The following is a 15,188-nucleotide window of genomic DNA, read 5'->3' as shown; positions in this document are numbered from 1 at the left end:
CATGGTGACGTCCGTTCAGCGCGCCGGGCGGCGCATGAAGGCCGCGGACAGCAGCAGCGCCAGCAACGCACCGGGCGCCACGACACGCCCGATCGCCGACAAGGCCGGTATGTCGGAGATCGCGATCAACCCGAAGGACACCACGGTCGTCAGGTTGGCCAGCATCAGCGAGGCCAGCGTGTCCTCGTCGGCACGGCCGGTGGCCTGCAACTGGTCGAAGAACAGCGCGTAGTTGGAACCCACCGCGACGATCAGCAGCAAGCCGACGAGATGCAGGATGCCGAGCGGCACATGCAGCACCGCCATGCCACCCAGCGTCAGCACCACCGCCAGCACCAGCGGCTGGCAGACCGACAGCAGCCGTCGCCATGACCTCAGGTACAGGCCGAGCAACGCCGCCACGGCGAGCGCGCCGGCCATCACCTGCACGAAGGCCTCGTGCAGATAGCGCGAATAGAGGCTGCCGAGTTCGCGGCCGATGTCGACCACCTGCACCTCGGGCAGCGGTGCGAGTTCGGCCGCCAGCCGTGCCGGGTCGAAGCGTTCCGACGGATGCAGCGCGATCAGCGCCGACCAGCCGCCGCCCGGCCGCTCGAACAGCAAGGCGTTGATCACCGGCGCGAGCGGCCCGTCCTTGAGATCCGCGCGCACGATCGGCGCGAGCCCGCGCGAGGCGTCGACGGCCGCGATGAAGGGTTCGAGGCGCGCCGCAGGCAGCGGGCCGTTGGCCGTCGCCTCCTCGAGCCGCGTGCGCAGCGTCTGCGCATCCGGCAGGCTGGCCAGCCGGGCACGCTGTGTGGCGACACTCGGCAGCATGCGCGTGACCGTCTCGAAGCCCAGCAGCTGGCCGTCGGACACCAGCGTTTCGAGCTTCGCGCTCGCGGCCTCGGCACCGCGCAGCGCGCCCTGCTCGTCGGCCGACTGCACCACCACCAGCGTGCCGCCATCGCTCGCGCCGATGTCGCCGCGCAGGCTCGCGTCGAGATCCTGCGAGGCCTTGGAAATCGGGCTCATCGACGACAGCGTGGCACGCCACAGATCGCCGCCCTGCCAGGCTATCAGCCCGACGGCCGCGATGCCGAGGGCCATGAACGCGAGGCGCAGCCGCGGCATGGCCAGCACGATGCCGCCGGCCAGGCGCGCCATCTGGCGCCGCATGCCCATGCCGGTGGCGCCGTCCGGTGCCAGCACCGGCAGGCCATGGCGCGTGGCCAGCGCCGCGGCGACCAGGCCGGCGATCGAGAACACGCCCAATTGCGCCAATCCGGGGAAGCCGGAGAACAGCAGCGCCGCGAAGCCGCAGACCGACGTCAGCAGGCCGAGCCGCACGGTCGGCCAGTTCAGTTCGCGCCAGCGCTGCCAGCCGGTGCCGCGCACCGCGCCGGGAACGGTTTGGCGCGCCTGGATGAGGTAGTAGATCGCGTAGTCGACCGTCTCGCCGATCAGCGTGCTGCCGAAGCCCATGGTGAGCCCGTGGACCGAGCCGAACACCAGCGCGACCGCGGCCGTACCGGCGACCACGCCGGTCAGCACCGGCAGCAGCGCGATCACCAGCGCGCGCGGCGACGCGAAAGCCAGCAGCAGCAGCCCGCCCATCACGACGGCGCCCACCGCCGCGAGCTGGATCGCCTCGCCCTTGATCTGGTCGCGGCTCTGCACCGAGAACACCGGCGCGCCGCTCAGCAGCAGCCGCGGCGCGCCGGCACCCAGCGAACGCGTGGCGCGCTCGTATTCGGCCTCGATCCGCGCCACCGCGGCGGACTGCGCATCGATGTCGCTGCCCGACGCACGCGTGGTCGCGAGCAGCAACGCGCGCGGCTGGCTGCGCGACACCCAGACGCCCTCTTCCGTGCGCGGCGAGGTCGCGGGGATCATCCCTTCGGCGATGCGCTGCGTTTCGCCGGTCGGATCGCGTTCGAGCAGCGGCTTGACGATGTTGCCCGCCGGTGTGCCCAGCATCGACAGCGTGTCGTCGATGGCGTCGCGCAGGCCATCGACCGTGAAGCGCGCGGGCGACACGTCCGGCGACAGCTGGTAGCGATGGTCGAACACGAAGGTGCCGGCTTCCTGCAGATCGCTGTGGTCGCCGTTCTGCACCTGCTCGAAGAGGCCGCTGGCACGCATCGCCTTGCCGAGCGCGCGCGACACGTCGGCACGCTGCGCCGCATCGCGGCCGGATTCCAGCCCGATCATCAGCGTGCGCGACGCCACGCCGCTCTGCAACTGCTCGATCAGCACGCGCTGCCGCGCATCCGGGCTGGCCGGAAGGAAAGCCGACAGGTCGGCGCTGAACTGCGTGCGCGCGATCACGGCGACGCCGGCCAGCACCAGCGCCAGCCAGATCAGCAGCACCGCCGAACGGCGGCCGCGGCTCGGGGCTGCGCTCATCGCGTCGGAACGATCGTCATGACGGAGCGGTCGCCGCCGCGGAACTCCATCTCGATGCCCAGCACCTCGCCCGCGCGGCCGACCAGCCGCAGCGCGGCGATCTGCGACGACAGCCGGCCGTCGATGGGCGACAGGTCGAGCGCCCATTCGGTCGCCGAACCCGTGAGCCGGACGCTGAAGTAGCGCTGCAGCACCGACGCGTTGCCTGCCAGCGTGGCGCGCATCGCCTCGACCAGGCCGAGCAGCTCGGGCACGCTGTCGAGCGGCATGGTGCGCGTGCGACCGCTGCGCGACAGCGTGAGCGTGTTGCCTTCCACCGCCATGGTCTCGGGCCGCGGCGACAGTGTGCGCCGTATCAGTTGGTCGGGCGCGGAGAAGCTCAGCGTGCCGCTCGCAGCCAGCGGACCATCAACACCGCGCACGTAGCGCTGTTCGGTGAAGGTGGCTTCGCCCTGCTTCTGCTTGGCCAGCAGGCCCATCAGCTCGGGCATGTCGAATGCCCACGCCGGCGCGGCGGCGCACAGCAGCGCGAGCAGCAGCGCGCGCGCGCGGCCCGCGTTGAAGGCCACGAGGACCTTGAGGGCCGCCAGCAACCGGTTGGGCACGCTGGCTTCAGCGCGTGTCTTCGAGCCAGAAATCATGGAAATTGAACCAGTTGTAGGGATACGCGCGGCAGAGGGATTCGAGCCGCCGGACATAGGCTTCGAGCGCCTCGCGGATCAGGCGTTCCCGGGCTGCCGCGTCGGCGGGCCGCTCGCTGAAATCGGCCAGCGGCTCGAATCGGACATCGTATCGGTTGCCACCGGCGTACATCCCCGACATGAAGAACACCTTGCGGCGCAGCAGCGCGGCCAGCCGGAACGGCCCGTCGTTGAAGGTCGCCGGATGCCCGAGGAACGACAGCTCGATGGTGTTGCCGCGCTGCTGCGCGGGCGCATCCTCGGCGGCCGGCAGCGTGCGGTCGGCCAGCAGCCCGCCGAGCCCGCCGGTGTCGAGCCAGTCGCGCAGCGCGAGCATCGAGTTCGGGCGGCCGAGCGGAATCACGTGCGGTCGCAGTTCGGGCAGCGCCAGCGCATTCAGCACGGCGACGATGCGTTGCGCGTTCTCGGTGAACATCAGCATCGCGAGCCGCAGCGTGCCGTGGCCGGGACGGTGCTGGCGGCACGCACCGAGCGCCTCGAAGCTGCCGACGTGCGCGCCCATCAGGAACGCGCCACGCCCGCTGTCGACCTCGGCCTCGACCGGTGCGTTGCCGCTCATGCGCACGTCGAACAGGTCCATGCGCCCGCGCAGGAAGTAGATGCGGTCGAGCACCGTCGCCGCGAAGGCGTGCAGCAGCCGATAACCGTCGCTCCAGCCGGCCTGCGGACCGATCGCGCGGAACAGGTAGCGCTTGATGTTGCGGCGCGGCGTCGGCAGCATCAGCAGGAAATACAGGCTGATCGGCACCAGCAGCAGACGCGCCGCGCGCCGGCCCAATGTGAGCGCGATCCAGACGATCACGCGCAGCGCGAGCATGTTGCTGCGCTCGGGCGTGCGCGACCAGTCGGCCTGGGCCTTGGCGCCGTCGTGCGCCCGCGCGCCGGTCTCGGCCGATGCAGAGGAATCGTCGAACTGCTTTCTCACGCCGCGCCCTCCGCAGGCGTCCAGCGGCCGCTGGCGCAGACGACGTCGCCGCGGCGCACCTCGAAACGCACGCCGCGCGCCGCGCCGGCTTCCGGCGACAGCGCGATGGCGAGCAGATCGCCCGGCCGCACCGGCGCGAGGAATTTCACGGCAGCCAGGGTCGGCGTGGCGCCCAGCCGCGCGGCGATGGCGGGCGCACCCTGCGCCGCCGCCAGCACGTCGGACAGCAGCGACGCGCCCGGCAGCAACGGCTGGCCCGGGAAGTGCCCGGCAAAGGCCGGATGGTCGGCCGGCACCTCGTGCGTGATCTGAACCGGCGTGTCGTCGGCCGCTAACTGGGCCAGCGCGAACTCGCGCAGCCGGCGCGCCGTCAGCTTGCCGGTGCCCTCGCGCGGCAGCGACGCCACCTGCACCACGCGACGCGGCACGAAGACGGCCTCGAGCCGCAGGCGCAGCGCGGCGATGACATCCGCCGCGGCCAGCGTGGGAGCGACCACGAAGGCGATCGGCCGCACCACACCGTCGGTCACGTCGTCGGGCAACCAGAAAGCGCCGTCGTCGACGCCGGGAATGCTGTTCAGGTGGTAGTTGAGGTGCGCCAGCGAACTGCGCCGTCCGGCCACGTGGATCAGGTCGTTCGACCGGCCGAGCAGCTTGAAGCGGCGATCGTCGATCAGCTCGAGCACGTCGGCCATCGGCATCGGCTCGGGCATGAAGTCGCCGGAGAAAACGAAGCGATCGGTGCCGTCGGCGCCCGGCTCGGCGTGCACGCGGATGTCGCCGAAGTTCTCCCAGACCTCGCTCTCTGACGGACGACGATGCGACAACTGGCCGGTTTCGGTGCTGCCGTAGATCTCGATCAGCGCGCCGCCGGTGGCCTGCTCGGCCTGGGCGGCGAGTTGCGGCGACAACGGCGCGGTGGCCGACAGGATCAGCTCGACCGGCGGCAGCGCGAGGCCCGACAGCAACAGCGTCTTCAGGTGGAAAGGCGTGGTGACCAGCGCACGCGGCTGCGGCACCGATTCGAGCGCGGCGACGATGTCCGCCGGATAGAACGGCCGGCCGCTGTCGAAAGCGGCGCCCCCCAGCAGCGCCAGCAGCACCGTCGACTCGAGCCCGTAGCTGTGCTGCACCGGCACCGTGGCGACCAGGTTGATGCCCGCCATCGACGTGCGCCCGAGGCGCCGTGCGAGCGGCCCGGCCGCGGCGGCCACGTCGCCGACCAGCGTGTGCCAGGTCTTGGCGTGCGGCTGCGGAACCCCGGTCGAGCCGGAGGTCAGCAGGCTGGCGGCATGCAGATGGCCGTCGACCAGCGGCACGGCCTGCGGCGGCGTGCCGGCGTGCGTGCGCGGCGTCACGAGCACTTTCGGCAGGCCGGGCGTCGGCAGCGTCGGGTCGTCGGTGACCGCAAAGATCCGGCCGGCCGGGTCGCACAGCCGTGCCAGCGTTTCGGGCCGCGCGTCCGGCGGCAGCAGGCTCGCGTGGCCGCGCAGCATGGCCGCGTACAGCGCCACCGCGAACGCGTAGCGATCGCCGCAGAGATTGACGACCGGGCCTTGCGCCGGCATCAGCGGCACCTGTTCGGCGACGTCGGCCAGGAAGTCGTGGCCGCTGATCGGCACGCCGTGGCGCCAGGCCAGCGGCGCGTCCAGGTCGCGCGCGCCCAGCAACGGATGTCGGATCGGCGCTGGCGTCACGCGCCGCTCCGCCCGGCGGCACCGTCCGCGCGGTTGCCTTCGTACACGGCGCGGAACGCATCGATGAGGCGCGTGCGCTCGAATTCGGGATGGATGCGGTAGCGCAGCAGATGCTCGCCGACGAACAGGGTCACGGCCGACACCGGCGTGAACAGGTTCGCGAACACCGACCAGACGCCGAACGGCAGCCATGCGTAGATCGCGATCGATGCGACCACCATGCCGGCGAAATAGACCGTCCAGATGCGCGTGAGCAAGGTCGTGTAGTCACGCATTCCCGGCGACAGCGGATGGATGCGCTGCGCGAACTGGCCGATCAGCGAAAGCCGGTCGGCGCGCAGGGTGCCGCCGAACCAGCAGCACAGCACGGCATGGATGCCGGCGTGCTGCAGCACGTAGAGGCGATCGGGGTTGCCGGCGTCGCCGTGCAGCACCAGCGCGAAGCCGATGATGCCCAGCACCACGGTCGCCGCCATGCCCGGCTTGCCGAAACGCCCGCCCATCAGGCCGAACACGCTGAGCCACATCGGCCCCAGCAATGCCGCCATGGCCCACGGCTCGGCCGCGTGCCAGACCATCATCCAGTGCGACAGCCCGGCGTAGGCGCCGCCCGCCAGCAGCAGCAGCGCGATGCGCCAGCGCGACATCAGCCCGGACTGCGGTTCTGCGCGACGTGCGTCGCGAGGCTGCGCAGCGACTGGAAGATCTGCTGGTTGCGCTCGTCGTCCGAGCGCAGCTGGAAGCCGTAGCGGCGCGACACTTCGAGCGCCACTTCGAGGATGTCGATGGAATCGAGGCCGAGCCCGTCGCCGTACAGCGGCGCGGTCGGGGCGATGTCGGCGGGTGCGACTTCGAGATTCAGCGATTCGACCAGCAGCACGGCCAGCTCCTGTTCGAGCGGTGTCTGTTCGGAGGCATCGCCGGCGGCGGAAATGGGGGGCTGGGCGGTCGATGACACAGGGACTCCTGGGCTTTTTGGGAAGGTCGCGTAGGGCCGCGGATTATAGGAGGCCGCCTTGGATAGACTGGCTGCCTTCCCACCACCGGACCCGCCATGGCCGACCCACTCCTGATTGCCCGCCACGACACCACCGAGTGCTTTCTGCTGCCGGCGCTCGCCAACCGGCACGGCCTGATCACCGGCGCCACCGGCACCGGCAAGACCGTGACGCTGCAGACGCTCGCAGAGCAGCTCTCGCACATCGGCGTGCCGGTGTTCATGGCCGACGTCAAGGGCGACCTGACGGGCATCAGCCAGCCCGGCCACATCGGCGACAAGCTCGCCGCCACGCTGAAGGAACGCGGCATCGCGCCGCCGGAACCATCGGCCTGCCCGGTGACGCTGTGGGACGTGTTCGGCGAACAAGGCCATCCGGTGCGCGCCACGATCTCCGACATGGGCCCGCTGCTGCTCGCGCGCATGCTCGACCTGAACGACACGCAGGCCGGCGTGCTGAACCTGGTCTTCAAGATCGCCGACGACAACGGCCTGCTGCTGCTCGACCTGAAGGACCTGCGCGCCATGCTGCAGCACGTCGGCGAGAACGCGAGCCAGTTCACCACCGAATACGGCAACATCAGCGCCGCCAGCGTGGGCGCGATCCAGCGCGGCCTGCTGCAGATCGAGACCCAGGGCGGCGACAAGTTCTTCGGCGAGCCGATGCTCAACATCGCCGACTTCATGCAGACCGTGTCGGGCCGGGGCGTGATCAACATCCTGGCCGCCGACAAGCTGATGAACGCGCCGCGCCTGTACGCGACCTTCCTGCTGTGGATGCTGTCGGAGCTGTTCGAGCAGTTGCCCGAGATCGGCGACCCCGAGCAGCCGAAGCTGGCTTTCTTCTTCGACGAGGCGCACCTGCTGTTCAAGGACGCGCCCAAGGCGCTGGTGGAACGCATCGAGCTGGTGGTCCGGCTGGTGCGCTCCAAGGGCGTCGGCGTGTACTTCGTCACGCAGAACCCGCTCGACATCCCCGACACGGTGCTGGCCCAACTGGGCAACCGCGTGCAGCACGCGCTGCGTGCGTTCACCCCGCGCGACCAGAAGGCCGTGAAGGCGACCGCGACCACGATGCGCCCCAAGCCGGGCCTGGACATCGAGGCGGCGATCACCGAACTGGCGGTCGGCGAGGCGCTGGTCAGCCTGCTCGACGAAAAAGGCCGGCCGAGCCTGACCGAACGCGTGTTCGTGCTGCCGCCGGCCAGCCAGCTCGGCCCGATCACGCCGGCGCAGCGCCAGCAACTGATCGCCGGCTCGCTGGTCGCGGGTGTCTACGAAAAGTCCGTCGATCGCGAATCGGCCTACGAGAAGCTCAAGGGCCGCGCCGAGACTGCGCCGAATGCGCCCGCCACATCCACGACGACCCCAGCCGGAAGGACCGCCGGCAAGCCGGGCGCACCGGCCGCGGACGAATCCGGCGGCGGGCTGATGGGCGGGCTCAACGAGATCCTGTTCGGCTCGACCGGCCCGCGCGGCGGCAAGCGCGACGGCCTGGCACAGACCATGGCCAAGTCGGCCGTGCGGACCATCGGAACGAACGTCGGCAAGGAGATCCTGCGCGGGGTGCTGGGCGGGATCTTCGGCGCCAAGTCCCGACGTTGAGCGGCGTTGAACGGCACGTAGCGGCGCCGAACGGTCGCGCTACGCTGCCGCCGCGCTCAGGGCGCCTTCGGAATCGCCAGCCCGGCGATGACCGCCGGACGCGCCACGAAGGCGTCCAGCGCGCGCTTCACATGCGGGAAATCGCCGAAGCCGACCAGATCGCCCGCCTCGTAGAAACCGACCAGGTTGCGGATCCACGGGAAGCTCGCGATGTCGGCGATGCTGTAGTCGTCACCCAGGATCCACGCGCGATCCGCGAGCCGGCCGTTCAGCACGCCCAGCAGTCGCTTCGACTCGGCCACGTAGCGATCGCGCGGCCGCTTGTCCTCATAGGCCTTGCCGGCGAACTTGTGGAAGAAACCCAGCTGGCCGAACATCGGACCGAGTCCCCCCATCTGGAACATCACCCACTGGATCGCCTCGTAGCGGCCGGCGGCGTCCTTCGGAATCAACTTGCCGGTCTTCTCCGCCAGGTACAGCAGGATGGCGCCCGACTCGAACAGCGCGAACGGTTTGCCGTCCGGCCCGTTCGGGTCGAGGATGGCCGGGATCTTGTTGTTCGGATTGAGCGAAAGGAACTCGGGCGACATCTGGTCGTTGCTGTCGAAAGCGACGCGATGCACCTCGTAGGGCACGCCGGTCTCCTCCAGCATGATCGACGCCTTGACGCCGTTGGGGGTCGGCAGTGAATAGAGCTGCAGGCGGTCGGGGTGAAGGGCCGGCCACTTGCGCGTGATGGGGAAGGCTGAAAGATCGGTCATGGGGCGGCATCCTAGCGCGGCGGCGCGGCCGGCGTGCAGCCGGGGTTGCCCGCCGGCCGAAGACAGGAAGCGGTCAGGTAGGCCGACCTAGGCTCTGTCGCGCCATCCGAACCATGCCAGCCGTGCCCCTCGACCCCGTCGCTCCCGTCGCTCCCGCCATGCCATCGCGTGCCGACGGAAGGGCGTGCGTCGCGTGGGGCGGCGAGATCGACCTCGGAGGCCATCTGCACGCCGACCTGCAGGCGCTTCATGGCCCGCAGCAGGTGCTCGGCGGCATCGCCGCCCTGCGTGCGGCCGACCTGCGCATCGCCAGCCTGGCCTGCGTCGTTGCGACGCAGGGCGAACCGTGCGCGGACAAGGGCGAGAGCGCCCCGCTCTACCGCCGCGCGCGTCCCGAGATGGCCGCCGTGCTGACCGAGGCCGGCATCGACCTTGTGGCGACGGCCAACGGCCACAGCGGCGACTACGGTGCCGACGCCCTGCTGGCGCATCTCGACAACCTGCAGCAAAGCGGCATCGGCGCGGCCGGCAGCGGCGCCACACCCGAGGCAGCCTTTGCACCGGTCGTGCGCACGGTCAACGGCGTGCGCATCGCGCTGTTCTCGGTCGACGCCACGCAGCCGCGCTTCGCGGCCATGCCCGACCGGCCCGGCCACGCCTGGCTGCCGCCGAACGCGCCCGAGATCTGGCGCGAGATCATGACCCCGCTGATCGAAGCCGCGCGCCGCCGCGCCCACGTCGTGCTGGTGGCGGCGCACTGGGCTCGGCGCCCGGCGTCGGCACCCGAAGCGCAGACGGTCGCGCTTGCCGAGGCCTTGATCGATGCCGGCGCAGACGCGGTGCTGGGTGCTTCGGCCCATGCCGTGCGCGGCGTCGCGCGCCATCGCGGCCGGCCGATCCTGTTCGACGCGGGTGCCCTGCGCTGCGAACCGGCAGATGGCGGCTCCGGCGACCACGGCTTGTTCACGCTCGACGTCACGCCTTACGGCGTCGAACGGGTGATGTTCCATCCGATCCGCATCGAAGCCGGCCGCAGCGTGCAGCTCGCGCCCGCCCAGGCAGCGGCCGTTTCGCAGCGTCTGATGGCGCAGTGCGAAGCGCTCGGCACGCCGGCGAGCGTCGAACCCGGCGGCGCCTGCGTGATCAGGCTGGCCCCACCCACGCGGCCACTGCCGCCGACCATCGGGTCGACGGCGGCGCGCGTGCTCCCGCTGGCGGAACGCGGTCCGGCGCGCCATCTGCCCGCCCTTGCCGAGGCCCGCGCCGAATGGTCGGTGGACCACGTTCCGGCGGACGCACGCATCGCCCCGATCCGGATCGGCCCGCTCCAGCTGCTCGGCCTGCGCTGCCGGCCTGCCGCACTCGACCGCCGGCAAACGCTCTGGGTCGATGCCTACTGGCGCGCCGATGCGCCCGTCGACCACGACCTGCGCCTGCAGGTCCGCGCGATCCCCACACTCGGCGAGCGCATGCCGCCGTGGGGCGAGGCGAGCGACCACGACCCGTGCGACTGGATGTGGCCCACCCGCCGATGGCAACCCGGCGTCATTTACCGCGACCTCTGCGGCGTGCGCCCGCCATCCACGGCCCTCGTCAGCGACGTGCTGCGCATCGAGGTGCAGGTGGTCGGCGACGGCTTCGCGTCCGGGCCGGTCATGCTGCCCGTCTGGCAACGGCTGCAGTTGTCGGCCGGGCCCCGCGGCGGGCAGATCGATCTGCCGCTGCTCTCGCGGGAGGGCGAACCGGTCCGCACATGGAACGCCGACCAGCTGGCGCAGGTCACGGGCGGACGCTGGCGGGTCCGGCCCGGGCCGGACTGGTTCGTGCGCTCGGTCGTGCGCGGCCCTTCCCACGTCGCCTTGCGCACCGGCCCGACGCTATTCGTCGCGGCCACGGCGCGCAACGTGGAAGCGCACGAGAACTACAGCAAGCCGCGCAATCACGCCTGGGACCATCACGACCTGCTGGCCGGCCTGCAGCCCTGTCTGGCGGGCGCCATCGTGCAACACGTGCCGGACGGCCTGTCCGCCGAATTTCCGCTGCTGCAGGTCGACGACCCGATCGCGGCGCTCATCGCGCTGGGTCATGCGGCCCGCGATCGCTTCCGCGGCAAGGTCGTGGCCGTGACCGGCACGGCGGGCAAGTCCTCGACCGTCGCCACCGTGGCCCATCTGCTGCCGCCCTCCTCGCGCGTGCTCACCACCATCGACAACTACAACTCGCGCGTCGGCGTGCCAGCCATGCTCGCCAGCTTGGCCGAGGACGACGACGTCTGCGTGCTGGAGATGGCGCAGAGCGGGCTGTGGATGTCGAAAGGGCCGATCTCTCTGATGGCGCGGCCCCATGTGAGCATCGTGACCGAGATCGCGCTGTCGCAGACGGGCACGGTCCGCACGCTGGAAGGCACCGCCGACATCAAGTCGCGCATCTTCCAGGGGCTCGTACCGGGCGGCGTCGCGGTCTTCGGCGAGCACATCCCGGGCTTCGAACGGGTGCGCGACGCTGCGGCACGCTGGGCCACCGACCGCCTGATCGTCGGAACGTCGGCGAAGGCGGACGTGCGCATCCTCGACATGCAACCTGCGGCGACCGGCTGCCGGGTGCGGCTGTCGGTCTGCGGCACGGTGGTCGACGGCGTGTTTCCGGTGGCGAGCGAGGGGCTGGTGCGCAATGCCGCGATGGCGCTGGCCGCCGTCCACGCCATGGGTTTCGACGTGCGGGATGCGGCCGAACGCATGGCGACGATCAGGTTGCCGCACGGGGTGCTGGAACTGTCCCACCTCCACACCCGCAACGGCATCGCGGTGACGCTCATCGACGACAGCTGGAACGCCGAGGTGCTGTCGATGATCAACGCCTTCGACTATGCGAGCCGCTACGAGGCTCCCGCCACCACGGTGCAGCGGCGTATCGCCGTGCTCGGCCGCATCGTGAATCTCGGCGAGCACGCCGAAGCGATGCACCGCAGCCTGGCGGAGCCGCTGCTGGCGTCACGCATCGCCTGGGTGCTGACCCATGGCGACGAGATGCGCTGGCTGCGCGAAGCGCTGCCGCCCGACCGATTGGGACCGCACTTCGACACCGCCGAAGCGCTGGTGCGCTACCTTGCCGATGCGTTGCGCGACGGCGACCTGGTGCTGGTCAAGGGCGACCGCGTGCAGTCCGATTTCGGCGACATCGGGCGGCGGCTGCGCGCACTCTGACCCCGCGCCGGGAACGCGATGAGAATCGGCGGCATGCGCAACATCCTCCTTCGCGCGGCGCTTGCGCTGCTTCTGGCCGGGCCGGCCGCCCTCTTCGCACAGGCCGCGCCGCCCGATGCACCGCTGCTCTGGAACCAGCCGGCCGATCGCGCGGCGTGCCCCGACCAGCCGGGCTATCTCTGGCTCGATCGACTGCAGAAACCGGCCTGTATCCGCTACTTCAGCGGCGGCACGCTGTACGGCGCACCGCTGGCGATCATCCAGTTCTCGGGCGACCGCGACGACGTGATGCGGCTGCCGCCCGAGCGCATCCCGAACAACACGGTCGCGGACCGCACGCGCGACGCCGAACGGCTGGCACGGCGAGCGGGCGTGCCCTGGGTGTTCGTGGCCCGCCCCGGCACCTATGGGTCGTCGGGCGACCACCGCGCGCGCCGGCAACCGCTGGAGTTCCAGACGCTCGATGCCGCCGTCGACGCGCTGGTGCGCACGCAGCACATCGGCCGCATCGTGCTGGTCGGCCACAGCGGCGGCGCCACGGCCGGTGCCGCGCTGCTGACCCTGGGGCGCACCGACGTCGCCTGCGCGGTGCTGACCTCGGGCGCTTTCTCGCTGCTGGAACGCGCGCGCCTGCTGGGCCATTCGAACGGCGGCATGACCGACACTACGGGCAGCCGCAACATCTACGACCCGCTCGAACACGTCGCGGGCGTGGTGCCCGATGCGCGCCGCCGCATCCTGCTGATCGGCAGCCCGGACGACCGCAACACGCCGTTCGCTCTGCAGCAGAAGTTCGTCGATGCACTGCGTGCGGCGGGGCACGACGCCACGCTGAAGGCCGCACCGGCCGCCCCGCCCGAGTACCACAACCTGATCGACGAGGCGGGCCCGCGCGCAGCCGCCGAATGCGCGCAGGACGCGCTGCGGCGCTAGCGGACCCTAGATGCCGGCCGCGCGGATGAAGGCCTCGATCGGGTCCAGGTGCGACGGCACGTTGAGCGCCGGCGCATGGCCGCAATCCGGCACCTCGATCACCTGCAGCCGGCCCAGTGCGCCAGGGCCGCGGCTGCGCATCTGCGCGACCGTGGCGGGCAGCACCAGATCGGAGTCCTCGCCGCGCAGGATCAGCACCGGCGCCTCGATCGCGTCGTAGTGCGGCCAGATCAGGTAGTCGTCGTCGTGCACGGTGAACTGCCGCACCATCGCCGGGTCGTAGTGCGGCGTCACGCGGCCATCGGGGAGCCGGCGCGTCGACGTCTCGGTCAGCCGTCGCCATTGCGCATCGCTGAGCCAGCCGTAGGGCTTGTAGACCGTGCGGAAGAAGGCTTCCAGCTCGGCCACCGTGTCGAAGGCTGGCGGACTGCCGGCATAGGCCTTGATGCGCGCGATCGCGTCGGCCGCCAGTTCCGGCGCGTTGTCGTTGAGCACCAGGCTCGCGATGCGTGCCTTCATCGCCGGCGCGACCAGCCCCGACGCGCAGACCGTGCCGATCGCGCCGCCCATCGACGTGCCGACCCAGTGCACGCGCTGCAGCTGCAGCGTGTCGCACAGCGCATCGGCCAGCCGGGCGTAGAACGACAGCTGGTAGTCGTCGTCCGGCGCGGCGCTCCACTGGCTCAGCCCGCGGCCGATGGTGTCGGGGCAGATCACGCGAAAGCCATGGCCGGACAGGTGGTCGGCCAGCTCGTCCATGTCGCGGCCCGTGCGCGCCAGGCCGTGCCAGGCGATCACCGCGGGGCCATCGGCCGGGCCCCAGTCCATCCAGTGGATCTCGCGGCCCAGCAACCGGGCGTAGTTGGAAGTCGGTGTGCTCATCGTGCAGCCCTCGCGCGCAAACGGCCGACCACGCCGGTCGGGAAGTAATAGACGGACAGCACGAACAGCACGCCGAGCCACAGCAGCCAGCGGTCGGGCGACAGCAGCGCCGCCAGCCACGGCAGGCCGCTGGCGGCCTCGCTGCCCAGGCGCAGCAGGTCCTGCAGGTAGCTCTGCGCGATCACGAACAGCGTCGCGCCGATGACCGCGCCGTAGATCGTGCCCATGCCGCCGATGACGACGATGAGCAGCACGTCGATCATGATCTCGAAGCTCAGCGAGGTGTCCGGCCCGTTGTAGCGCAGCCAGATCGCCAGCATGGCGCCGGCCAGCGTGGCGAACAGCGCCGACAGCACGGCCGCCGTCGTGCGGTAGACCACGACGCGGTAGCCGATCGCCTCGGCGCGGAACTCGTTCTCGCGGATCGCCTGCAGCACGCGGCCGAAGGGCGAGTTGACGATGCGCAGCAGCGCCAGCACCAGGAGCACCGCCGCCACGAACAGCAGGTAGTAGCAGAGCAGCCGGCCGTCGAGCGACACGCCGAGGAACGGGTCTTCCGAGAACTCGAAGCTCGGCGAGATCAGCTCGGGCAGCTTGAAGGTCAGGCCGTCTTCACCGCCGGTGAACTCCGACAGCTGCGACGCCAGCGTCTGGAAGGCCGAAGCCACCGCCAGCGTGATCATCGCGAAGAAGATCGCCCGCACCCGCAGCGAGAACAGGCCGATCGCGAAGGACAGCACCAGCGACACCAGCAGCGATGCGCCCAGGCCGATCAGCAGCGCGCCCCAGCCCGAACCGAGCCGCGTCGCCGAGATCGCGACGCCATAGGCGCCGATGCCGAAGAACATCGTCTGCGCGAAGCTCACGATGCCGGTGTAGCCCAGCAGCAGATCGAAGCTGGCCACCAGCACGATGAACACCAGGATCTTGGCAGCCACGCTGAGCGCCTTGACGCCCGGGAAGATGAACGGCGCAAAGGCCAGGCCGATGACGACCACGGCGAGCAGCAATGCCAGCAGGCGGCTGCGCGGCGTGTCGTTGGAGAGAAGCCTTCTTAGCATGGGAGTCCGGTGTTGTTCGGGGAACATCACGGAAC

Annotated in this window: 12 protein-coding genes; 3 read left to right on the top strand and 9 right to left on the bottom strand. The window is 70.8% G+C overall.

Going from position 1 to position 15,188, the window contains the following annotated elements:
• Positions 1-15 precede the first annotated feature (15 nt).
• Genes AC07PZ_RS25475 through AC07PZ_RS25450 form a run of 6 tightly spaced genes read right to left on the bottom strand, consistent with a single transcriptional unit; the run spans position 16 to position 6,669 of the window.
• Positions 16-2,388: an MMPL family transporter gene (locus AC07PZ_RS25475; RefSeq protein WP_495297945.1), complete on the bottom strand. Its 2,373-nt coding sequence runs from the start codon at positions 2,386-2,388 to the stop codon at positions 16-18.
• Positions 2,385-3,029 carry a LolA-related protein gene (locus tag AC07PZ_RS25470; RefSeq protein WP_495297944.1) on the bottom strand — a complete coding sequence of 215 codons (645 nt, stop codon included), beginning with the start codon at positions 3,027-3,029 and terminating at the stop codon, positions 2,385-2,387. Before AC07PZ_RS25470 ends, AC07PZ_RS25475 begins: the two co-directional genes overlap by 4 nt.
• Entirely contained in the window at positions 3,001-4,014 is a 1,014-nt protein-coding gene (locus AC07PZ_RS25465) for a lysophospholipid acyltransferase family protein (protein ID WP_495297943.1), read from the bottom strand. Before AC07PZ_RS25465 ends, AC07PZ_RS25470 begins: the two co-directional genes overlap by 29 nt.
• Positions 4,011-5,711, bottom strand: a complete 1,701-nt coding sequence (locus AC07PZ_RS25460) for an ApeI family dehydratase (RefSeq protein ID WP_495297942.1) — start codon at positions 5,709-5,711, stop codon at positions 4,011-4,013. The genes AC07PZ_RS25465 and AC07PZ_RS25460 overlap by 4 nt, the downstream gene beginning before the upstream one ends.
• On the bottom strand, positions 5,708-6,358 hold the full coding sequence (locus AC07PZ_RS25455; RefSeq protein ID WP_495297941.1) for a COG4648 family protein: 651 nt from the start codon (positions 6,356-6,358) through the stop codon (positions 5,708-5,710). The genes AC07PZ_RS25460 and AC07PZ_RS25455 overlap by 4 nt, the downstream gene beginning before the upstream one ends.
• Entirely contained in the window at positions 6,358-6,669 is a 312-nt protein-coding gene (locus AC07PZ_RS25450; protein ID WP_495297940.1) for a phosphopantetheine-binding protein, read from the bottom strand. The genes AC07PZ_RS25455 and AC07PZ_RS25450 overlap by 1 nt, the downstream gene beginning before the upstream one ends.
• Before the next feature lie 96 nt (positions 6,670-6,765).
• On the opposite strand from AC07PZ_RS25450, the gene AC07PZ_RS25445 reads away from it, so the two are divergent.
• Positions 6,766-8,313, top strand: a complete 1,548-nt coding sequence (locus AC07PZ_RS25445) for a helicase HerA-like C-terminal domain-containing protein (protein WP_495297939.1) — start codon at positions 6,766-6,768, stop codon at positions 8,311-8,313.
• A 56-nt stretch (positions 8,314-8,369) separates the two neighbouring features.
• Here AC07PZ_RS25445 and AC07PZ_RS25440 read toward each other — a convergent pair whose 3' ends face one another.
• Positions 8,370-9,074 (bottom strand): glutathione S-transferase N-terminal domain-containing protein, encoded by a 705-nt coding sequence (locus AC07PZ_RS25440; RefSeq protein ID WP_495297938.1) that lies wholly within the window; start codon positions 9,072-9,074, stop codon positions 8,370-8,372.
• 113 nt (positions 9,075-9,187) lie between these two features.
• On the opposite strand from AC07PZ_RS25440, the gene AC07PZ_RS25435 reads away from it, so the two are divergent.
• Positions 9,188-12,277 carry a CapA family protein gene (locus tag AC07PZ_RS25435; protein WP_495297937.1) on the top strand — a complete coding sequence of 1,030 codons (3,090 nt, stop codon included), beginning with the start codon at positions 9,188-9,190 and terminating at the stop codon, positions 12,275-12,277.
• 33 nt (positions 12,278-12,310) lie between these two features.
• Positions 12,311-13,210 carry an alpha/beta hydrolase family protein gene (locus tag AC07PZ_RS25430; RefSeq protein WP_495297936.1) on the top strand — a complete coding sequence of 300 codons (900 nt, stop codon included), beginning with the start codon at positions 12,311-12,313 and terminating at the stop codon, positions 13,208-13,210.
• A gap of 6 nt (positions 13,211-13,216) precedes the next feature.
• On the opposite strand, the gene AC07PZ_RS25425 is transcribed toward AC07PZ_RS25430, so the two are convergent.
• Together AC07PZ_RS25425 and AC07PZ_RS25420 are read right to left on the bottom strand one after the other, a co-directional pair.
• A complete protein-coding gene (locus tag AC07PZ_RS25425) occupies positions 13,217-14,092 on the bottom strand; it encodes an alpha/beta fold hydrolase (protein ID WP_495297935.1) in 876 nt (291 codons plus the stop codon).
• Positions 14,089-15,153 (bottom strand): branched-chain amino acid ABC transporter permease, encoded by a 1,065-nt coding sequence (locus AC07PZ_RS25420; protein WP_495297934.1) that lies wholly within the window; start codon positions 15,151-15,153, stop codon positions 14,089-14,091. Before AC07PZ_RS25420 ends, AC07PZ_RS25425 begins: the two co-directional genes overlap by 4 nt.
• Positions 15,154-15,188: the final 35 nt, after the last annotated feature.

It is taken from the genome of Variovorax sp. GW821-FHT10B04 (genome assembly GCF_059415645.1).
Note: the sequence above shows the minus strand (reverse complement) of the source record. Positions and strands in the feature narration are given on the sequence as shown.

Bases quoted from the DNA above. Each gene is read 5' to 3' on its own strand.
- AC07PZ_RS25445 (WP_495297939.1), top strand. From the start codon at position 6,766: ATGGCCGACCCACTCCTGATTGCCCGCCACGACACCACCGAGTGCTTT.
- AC07PZ_RS25420 (WP_495297934.1), bottom strand. From the start codon at position 15,153: ATGCTAAGAAGGCTTCTCTCCAACGACACGCCGCGCAGCCGCCTGCTG.
- AC07PZ_RS25475 (WP_495297945.1), bottom strand. From the start codon at position 2,388: ATGAGCGCAGCCCCGAGCCGCGGCCGCCGTTCGGCGGTGCTGCTGATC.
- AC07PZ_RS25435 (WP_495297937.1), top strand. From the start codon at position 9,188: ATGCCAGCCGTGCCCCTCGACCCCGTCGCTCCCGTCGCTCCCGCCATG.
- AC07PZ_RS25470 (WP_495297944.1), bottom strand. From the start codon at position 3,029: ATGATTTCTGGCTCGAAGACACGCGCTGAAGCCAGCGTGCCCAACCGG.
- AC07PZ_RS25425 (WP_495297935.1), bottom strand. From the start codon at position 14,092: ATGAGCACACCGACTTCCAACTACGCCCGGTTGCTGGGCCGCGAGATC.
- AC07PZ_RS25455 (WP_495297941.1), bottom strand. From the start codon at position 6,358: ATGTCGCGCTGGCGCATCGCGCTGCTGCTGCTGGCGGGCGGCGCCTAC.
- AC07PZ_RS25430 (WP_495297936.1), top strand. From the start codon at position 12,311: ATGCGCAACATCCTCCTTCGCGCGGCGCTTGCGCTGCTTCTGGCCGGG.
- AC07PZ_RS25440 (WP_495297938.1), bottom strand. From the start codon at position 9,074: ATGACCGATCTTTCAGCCTTCCCCATCACGCGCAAGTGGCCGGCCCTT.